Raw genomic sequence first — 7,092 nt, forward strand, 5'->3', positions numbered from 1 at the left:
CTCCGGTGCCGGGGTGCCGTGCGTTACGGGATCCCGCCCGACGGCACGGGCTCCCGCTCGCGGGCTCCCGCTCCGGGCCTACCTCAAAGGCAAGCTTTGAGCTTCTCAAAGTTCAAGTGTTAACGTGTTCGACATGAAGACAGCAGTGCGCTCCCGCCACGACATGGGCTCCCCGCTCGTGGCGCGCCTGCATGTCGATCTCTGCCGCTGTATGTCCGCGGTCTGTTGCCGCTCGGTCTGACCCGGCACTGTTCAGCGGCGCCCTCTCGGAGGCGCGCGCCGCACCCCTGCCCCGTTTCCGTATGCCCTGATACGTCACGTCTGGAGTGTGTCCGTGTCCGCGACTCCCGCGCCCACGTCCCCGTCACCGACCCCCGCCGATGAACCGTCCGAAGCTCCCCGTCCCCGGGGGCCGCGACTGCCCGGCGTCCCGTTCTGGGCACAGATCGTCGCCGGTCTGGTCCTCGGTGTCCTGCTCGGCTGGCTCGCCCGCAGCCAGGACATCGGCTGGCTCTACACGACGCTGGACAAGACCGGCAGCATCTTCGTCCAGCTGCTGAAGCTGGCCGTCGCCCCGCTCGTCTTCTTCGCGATCCTGGTGTCGATCACCAACCTGCGCAAGGTCGACAACGCGGCGAGGCTCGCCTCCCGCACCCTGCTCTGGTTCATGATCACCTCATTGATCGCGGTCGTCATCGGCCTGGCGATCGGCCTGATCACCAACCCCGGTGCGGGCACCGGCCTCACCCCCAAGGACGGCAAGGCGCCCGAGGGCTCCGGCTCCTGGATCGACTTCCTGACCGGCATCGTCCCGACGGACGTCATCACGCCCTTCACCGAGCTGAAGGTGCTCCAGATCGTCTTCCTGGCCGCCGTCGCGGGGATCGCCGCCCTGAAGCTCGGCGACAGGGCCCAGCCGGTCCTGACCCTCAGCGAGGCCGTGCTCGAACTCCTCCAGAAGGCCCTGTGGTGGGTCATCAGGCTCGCCCCGATCGGCACCATCGGCCTGATCGGCTTCGCCATCGCCGACTACGGCTGGGACCTCATCGGCAAGTACGCGACCTTCACCGCCGACGTCTACATCGGCTGCGCGCTGGTCCTCTTCGGTGTGTACCCGCTGCTGCTCGCCACGGTCGCCAAGGTCAACCCGCTCCCGTTCTACCGGGGCGCCTGGCCCGCCATCCAGCTCGCCTTCGTCTCGCGCTCCTCGGTCGGGACCATGCCCGTCACCCAGAAGGTCACCGAGCGCCTCGGCGTCCCGAAGGAGTACGCGTCCTTCGCCGTGCCGTTCGGCGCGACGACCAAGATGGACGGCTGCGCGGCGATCTACCCGGCCCTCGCCGCGATCTTCATCGCGCAGATCTTCGACGTCCAGCTGGGCATCCAGGACTATCTGCTGATCGCCTTCGTCTCGGTGGTCGGCTCGGCGGCCACCGCCGGCCTCACCGGCGCGACGGTCATGCTCACGCTGACCCTCTCGACGCTCGGCCTCCCGCTGGAGGGTGTCGGGCTGCTGATGGCCATCGACCCGATCCTGGACATGATGCGCACGGCCACCAACGTGGCGGGCCAGGCGCTGGTCCCGGTCGTCGTCGCGGCGCGCGAGAAGATCCTCGACCACGACGCGTACGGATCCGCCTCGGCCACGCCGGTGGACGAGTCCGACGGCGCCGAGGCCGCCCGCGGGACGAAGGTGCCGGTCGCCGTCTGACCGTAAAGGCAGGAGCCCTGCTTTTCCCCACCCGAGTGGGGGAAAGCAGGGCTCCTTGGTTACTGCGTAAGTCGTGCGCGATCGCCGACCCGGCCAATGCCCTAGGCCGGGGTGACGTTCTCCGCCTGCGGGCCCTTCGGACCCTGAGTGACGTCGAAGTTCACGACCTGGTTCTCCTCGAGGGAGCGAAAGCCGGTCGCGTTGATCGCGGAGTAGTGGACGAAGACATCCGGGCCGCCGCCGTCCTGGGCGATGAAGCCGAAGCCCTTTTCAGCGTTGAACCACTTGACGGTTCCGGTAGCCATAAGCCCTCCTTGGGCCAAAGGGTTGCCCTGCTCCAGAACCTGCAAAGAAGTCTGAAAACTACAAAAGCCTGCGGGTCACATGCTCCGCAGGCTCTGTACTGCAAGGGAAACCAAACTGCAACTTGCGGCGAGCGTAGCACGCAGTGTGTGGGCAGCGGTAGAGGGAAAGATCACTTCACCCGGACGTTTGTACAGGGCCTTCTGTGCTGACGAATCGGCCGCCTCGCAGCCCTCCCCGCAGCCCTCCCCGAGGTCCGGCGCGCGCCCCTGATCCGCCCCCCGGCGCGGCACACGGGTCCGGACGGGTGAGCCCGAAGTTCCCTCTGCCCGGGGCGGACGACGCCGCTTCGGACCCACTCGTCTAGCCTCACGATGTGGACAGTTCCGAGGAAAACACAGCGGCAGGTACGGCGGACACGACAGACACGGCGCGGGCGGCGGCGCCCCCCGGCCCCGGGGCCGGTCCTGGCTCCGGATCCGACGCCCGTCGCGCCCCGGGCCGTACCCGCCCTCGCGTCGGCCATATCCAGTTCCTGAACTGTCTGCCCCTCTATTGGGGGCTCGCCAGGACCGGATTCCTGCTCGACCTGGAGCTGACAAAGGACACGCCGGAGAAGCTCAGCGAACAGCTGGTCAGGGGCGAGCTGGATATCGCCCCCGTCACCCTCGTCGAATTCCTCCGCAACGCCGACGATCTCGTCGCCTTCCCCGATCTCGCGGTCGGCTGCGACGGACCGGTCATGTCCTGCGTGATCGTCTCGCAGGTGCCGCTGGAGCAGCTCGACGGCGCCCGGGTGGCGCTCGGCTCCACCTCCCGTACGTCGGTCCGGCTGGCGCAGCTGCTGCTCGGCGAGAAGTACGGGGTGCGGCCCGACTACTACACGTGCCCGCCCGACCTCGGGCTGATGATGCAGGAGGCCGAGGCCGGGGTCCTGATCGGTGACGCGGCGCTGCGCGCCTCGCTGCACGACGCGCCCCGGCTCGGTCTGCAGGTCCATGACCTGGGGCAGATGTGGAAGGACTGGACGGGGCTGCCGTTCGTCTTCGCGGTCTGGGCGGCGCGCAAGGACTATCTGGCGCGCGAGCCGTGGCATGTGCGCAAGGCCCATGAGGCGTTCCTCGCCTCCCGGGACCTCTCCCTGGCGGAGGTCGCCCAGGTCGCCAAGCAGGCGGCGCGCTGGGAGGCGTTCGACGCGGAGCTGCTGGAGCGCTACTTCACGACGCTCGACTTCCGCTTCGGCCCGGACCAGCTCGCGGGCGTCCGGGAGTTCGCGCGCCGGGTCGGTCCCACGACGGGGTTCCCGGCGGATGTACGGGTGGAGCTGCTGGGGCGCTGAGCCGTCGGCGCGGTGGTGGCACCGACGGCCGCCACCGGCCGCCCCGCCGGTCCGTTCAGCAGGTCCGCTCCGCCGGTCCGTTCCACCGGGCCGCTCCGCCGGGCCGCTCCGCCGGGCCGTCAAGCCCGCGCACCGGGCGGACGAATGCCCTGGCGTAGGCTGGATCGGTCGTCACCGCCCGCGCTCCACCCCCTCGTACCGCACCACCTCGGGAAGGACCCACCCCAGTGACCGAGAAGGCCGACCTCACGTCCGAACACGTCACTGGCGTCCTCGACCGCGCCGCCGACGGCGGCCGTATCACCGCCGAGGAAGCGCTCCACCTGTACCGCTCCGCACCCCTGCACGCGCTGGGCGCCGCCGCCGACGCGGTGCGCAGGCGGCGGTACGCGGGGACCGAGCACATCGCGACGTACATCATCGAGCGCAACATCAACTACACCAACGTCTGTGTGACGGCGTGCAAGTTCTGCGCCTTCTACGCCGCGCCCAAGGACACCGGCAAGGGCTGGAGCCGCGACCTCGACGACATCCTGCGCCGCTGCGCGGAGACCGTCGAGCTGGGCGGGACACAGATCATGTTCCAGGGCGGCCACCACCCCGACTACGGCGTCGAGTACTACGAGAAGCACTTCGCCGCGATCAAGAAGGACTTCCCGCAGCTGGTCATCCACTCGCTGGGCGCCTCCGAGGTCGAGCACATGGCCCGGATCTCCGAGGTGTCGGTCGAGGAGGCCATCGAGCGCATCCACGCCGCGGGTCTCGACTCCTTCGCCGGGGCGGGCGCCGAGCTGCTGCCCGCGCGACCGCGCACGGCGATCGCGCCGCTCAAGGAGTCGGGCGAGCGCTGGCTGGAGATCATGGAGACCGCGCACGGCCTGGGCGTCGAGTCGACCTCCACGATGCTCATGGGCACCGGCGAGACCAACGCGGAGCGCATCGAGCACCTGCGGATGATCCGCGACGTACAGGACCGGACGGGCGGCTTCCGCGCGTTCATCCCGTACACCTACCAGCCCGAGAACAACAAGCTGAAGGGGCAGACGCAGGCCACCCTCTTCGAGTACCTGCGGATGATCTCGATCGCGCGTCTCTTCCTCGACAACGTCGCGCACATCCAGGGCTCCTGGCTGACCACCGGCAAGGAGGTCGGCCAGCTGTCGCTGCACTACGGCGCGGACGACCTCGGCTCGATCATGCTGGAGGAGAACGTCGTCTCGTCGGCGGGTGCCAAGCACCGCTCCAACCGGCTGGAGATCATCGACCTGATCCGCAAGGCGGGCCGCGTCCCGGCGCAGCGCGCCACCACGTACGAGCACCTCGTCGTGCACGACGACCCGGCCCACGACCCGGTCGACGAGCGCGTCGCCTCGCACATCTCGTCGACCGCGATCGAGGGCGGTACGGCGCACCCCGAGCTGAAGCTCATCTCCACCAACTGAGCCGGAGCGTCCGCGTTGGAGACCCTGCACGCCGCCGAGGGGCCCGGCGGCCACGCCGTGGTCGTGGCCGGTGACCGGATCGGCGCCGTCGGCACGTACGAGGAGCTGCGCGAGCGGTTCCCCGGCGCGCGGGTGCGGACCTGGCGCGGCACTCTGGGGCCCGCGCTGGTCCACGAGGGGCCGCTGCCCGACGCGCCCAGCCCGCGCGAGCGGGTGCACGCCGTGCTGAAGCGGGGCGCGGTGGCGGTGCTGGAGCGGCACGCGGCGGAGCCGGGCGTCCGGGAGGCGGCCTCCCGGGTGGGCGTCCTGGTGCTGCCCGCCGTCCGCCGTCCTGAGCTGACGGTGGGACACCGCGCGGACCTGGCCGTGTTCGACGCGGACGGCCGGTGCGTCGCGACGGTGTGCGCGGGTCGGCTGGTGCACCGCAGGGCGTAGGGCCTCTCGTTCGGACCTCGCCGGACTCCGTGGCCGCGCGCTCAGCCCGCCAGCGCCTTCGCGAAGGCCCCCGCCTTCTGCTCGACGCCGCTACAGGTGTCGGACGCCTTGGCCGTCGACGCCCCGGCCGCGCACGGCCGGTCGCGGAAGGCCGCCCACATCGAGAGCGCGCCCACGCCCTCGCGCCGGGCGAAACGGCGCAGTTCGGCGGCGTCCGCGAGGGTGAACGTCTCCGCGGCCACGTCGTTGACGCCGATCATCGCGGTGATGTGGAGCGACTTCCACGCCTGGGCCGACGGCAGGCCGAGGATGCCGGAGATCTGGTCGTGGGCGGCGCGCGCCGCCTGCCGCGCGTAGTCGCCCATGTCCCCGTCGTCCGAGGTGCTGTAGTTCATCGCCATGATGTTGACGGCCGACAGTTCCACGCCCTGCTCGGCGGCGTCGGAGAGGATCGCCGTCGCGGTCTTCTCCAGGCCGTCCGGCATCACCGGCAGGGTGTAGGTGATGTCCAGGTCGCGGCTCCGCTGGAGCGTGGCGAGCGCCTTGTCGCGCAGGGCCACGGACGCGGTGTCGGTGAGCGCGCCGCCCTCGATGTCGAAGTCCGCCTTGGTCGCGCCGACCGCGTCGAGCGCCTTCGCGTACGCCGCCGCCAGCTTGTCGGCGCTGCCGCAGGCGAGGGCGAGTTCGGTGCCCGCCGCGCCGCCGAAGGAGACCCGCAGATCGGCGCCGGACGCGGCGAGCGCCGCCGTACGGGACTTCACGGCCGCGCTGTCGTACGCCGCCGTACCGCCCCAGGTCGGGGTGCAGCTGTCCGCGTCCGCCGCGACGACGAACGCCAGGTTGTACGTGCTCGGTGCGCCGGCCGAGTCGGTCGGGGCGGCCGTGGTGGCGCTGACGTAGGGCGCGAAGGCCGTGGTGGCGGCCCCGCCGGTCGACCGGGAGGGCGCGGCGCGCGGCGCCGCGTCCTGGCCGGTGTCGGCGGCGGTGCCCGTCGAACAGGCCGCGCAGACCACCGTGAGCAGGGCCGGCCAGGTCAGCCGGACCAGCCGCCGGGCGCCCCTTTCCGGTTTCGGGAAACTTCGTTCCTTGGAAATCCGTTCCGGGGAAATCCGCATGCCGAACGCACCCGCTCTCGTGAGGGAAGTGAGGGAGAGCGGCGAGCTTCTCACGGCTGAATGTACGGCCGAATGGGGTGACGCATCGCACAGTTGGCCTTGAACGCGTCGCGCGGATTCTTCAACTTCCTCTCATGAAACGCTGGTTAGCTGGCGAACGGGGTACGGAGAGGGAATCCGGCGGCCTCTCGTCTCTCAGCGCGCTGACAGGCAGCGCGTTCTTTCACAGCAATGCGCCGCTGAATACACAGCTTTCACACATCGGTGCCCGCCAACGTGCTCGCATGCATTCCGACTCCGCTTTCGAGAAACGACCCGTGGCACACGGCCGACGCCGCAAGCGTGGCTCCGGCCCCCAGGAAGGCCCCGTATTCGTCGACGCCTCCGGGCGCCGGTCCCGGCTGCTGCGCCGTGCGGGGATCCTGTTCGGGGTCGTCTGCGTCGGATACGTGGCCGTGCTCGGGCTGGCCTTCATGGGCGGCATCTCGCTGACGCCGTCGGAGATCTCGCCGTTCGGCGGTGGACCTGCCGCGGCCGAGGGCGGCGGTGGGAACGTACCGCCGGGGGAGGGCCCGCCGCCGGGCGCGGGCGAGGCGCCGCCGTCCGCGCCGCCGTCCTTCGGCCTCGCCCGCGACGGCGTTCGAGACCATCAGGCCGCCGCAGATCAGCCCGCCGACGGCCGCGAGTCGCGCGATCCGCCGGAAGGTGCGTCGTGCGTGCCTCATGCGTGGCCCCCAAGGTCGTACC

General features: G+C 70.7%; 7 protein-coding genes. 5 read left to right on the plus strand and 2 right to left on the minus strand.

The window, feature by feature from the left end; translation table 11 throughout:
* Nucleotides 1–334: 334 nt before the first annotated feature.
* On the plus strand, nt 335–1,711 hold the full coding sequence (locus DVH02_RS33935; RefSeq protein ID WP_114627670.1) for a dicarboxylate/amino acid:cation symporter: 1,377 nt from the start codon (nt 335–337) through the stop codon (nt 1,709–1,711).
* Nucleotides 1,712–1,812: 101 nt separating this feature from the next.
* Here the strand turns inward: DVH02_RS33935 and DVH02_RS33940 are convergent, their stop codons facing one another.
* Entirely contained in the window at nt 1,813–2,016 is a 204-nt protein-coding gene (locus tag DVH02_RS33940; RefSeq protein WP_017948713.1) for a cold-shock protein, read from the minus strand.
* Nucleotides 2,017–2,540: 524 nt separating this feature from the next.
* On the opposite strand from DVH02_RS33940, the gene DVH02_RS33950 reads away from it, so the two are divergent.
* From DVH02_RS33950 to DVH02_RS33960, 3 genes are all read left to right on the plus strand, one after another.
* Nucleotides 2,541–3,353 carry a menaquinone biosynthetic enzyme MqnA/MqnD family protein gene (locus DVH02_RS33950; protein ID WP_114627674.1) on the plus strand — a complete coding sequence of 271 codons (813 nt, stop codon included), beginning with the start codon at nt 2,541–2,543 and terminating at the stop codon, nt 3,351–3,353.
* A gap of 227 nt (nt 3,354–3,580) precedes the next feature.
* Complete coding sequence (gene mqnC / locus DVH02_RS33955) at nt 3,581–4,795, plus strand: cyclic dehypoxanthinyl futalosine synthase (RefSeq protein ID WP_114627672.1); 1,215 nt, start codon at nt 3,581–3,583, stop codon at nt 4,793–4,795.
* Between the two features lie 15 nt (nt 4,796–4,810).
* Nucleotides 4,811–5,230 (plus strand): imidazolonepropionase-like domain-containing protein, encoded by a 420-nt coding sequence (locus tag DVH02_RS33960; protein ID WP_114627673.1) that lies wholly within the window; start codon nt 4,811–4,813, stop codon nt 5,228–5,230.
* 41 nt (nt 5,231–5,271) lie between these two features.
* Here the strand turns inward: DVH02_RS33960 and DVH02_RS33965 are convergent, their stop codons facing one another.
* Entirely contained in the window at nt 5,272–6,345 is a 1,074-nt protein-coding gene (locus tag DVH02_RS33965; RefSeq protein ID WP_233518631.1) for a chitinase, read from the minus strand.
* A 317-nt stretch (nt 6,346–6,662) separates the two neighbouring features.
* Between DVH02_RS33965 and DVH02_RS37060 the strand changes: the two genes are divergently transcribed.
* A partial coding sequence (locus DVH02_RS37060) for a hypothetical protein (protein ID WP_325051423.1) occupies nt 6,663–7,092 on the plus strand: 430 nt, incomplete at its 3' end.

It is taken from the genome of Streptomyces corynorhini (assembly GCF_003346515.1).
In the GTDB taxonomy this organism is placed as follows: Bacteria; Actinomycetota; Actinomycetes; order Streptomycetales; family Streptomycetaceae; genus Streptomyces; species Streptomyces corynorhini.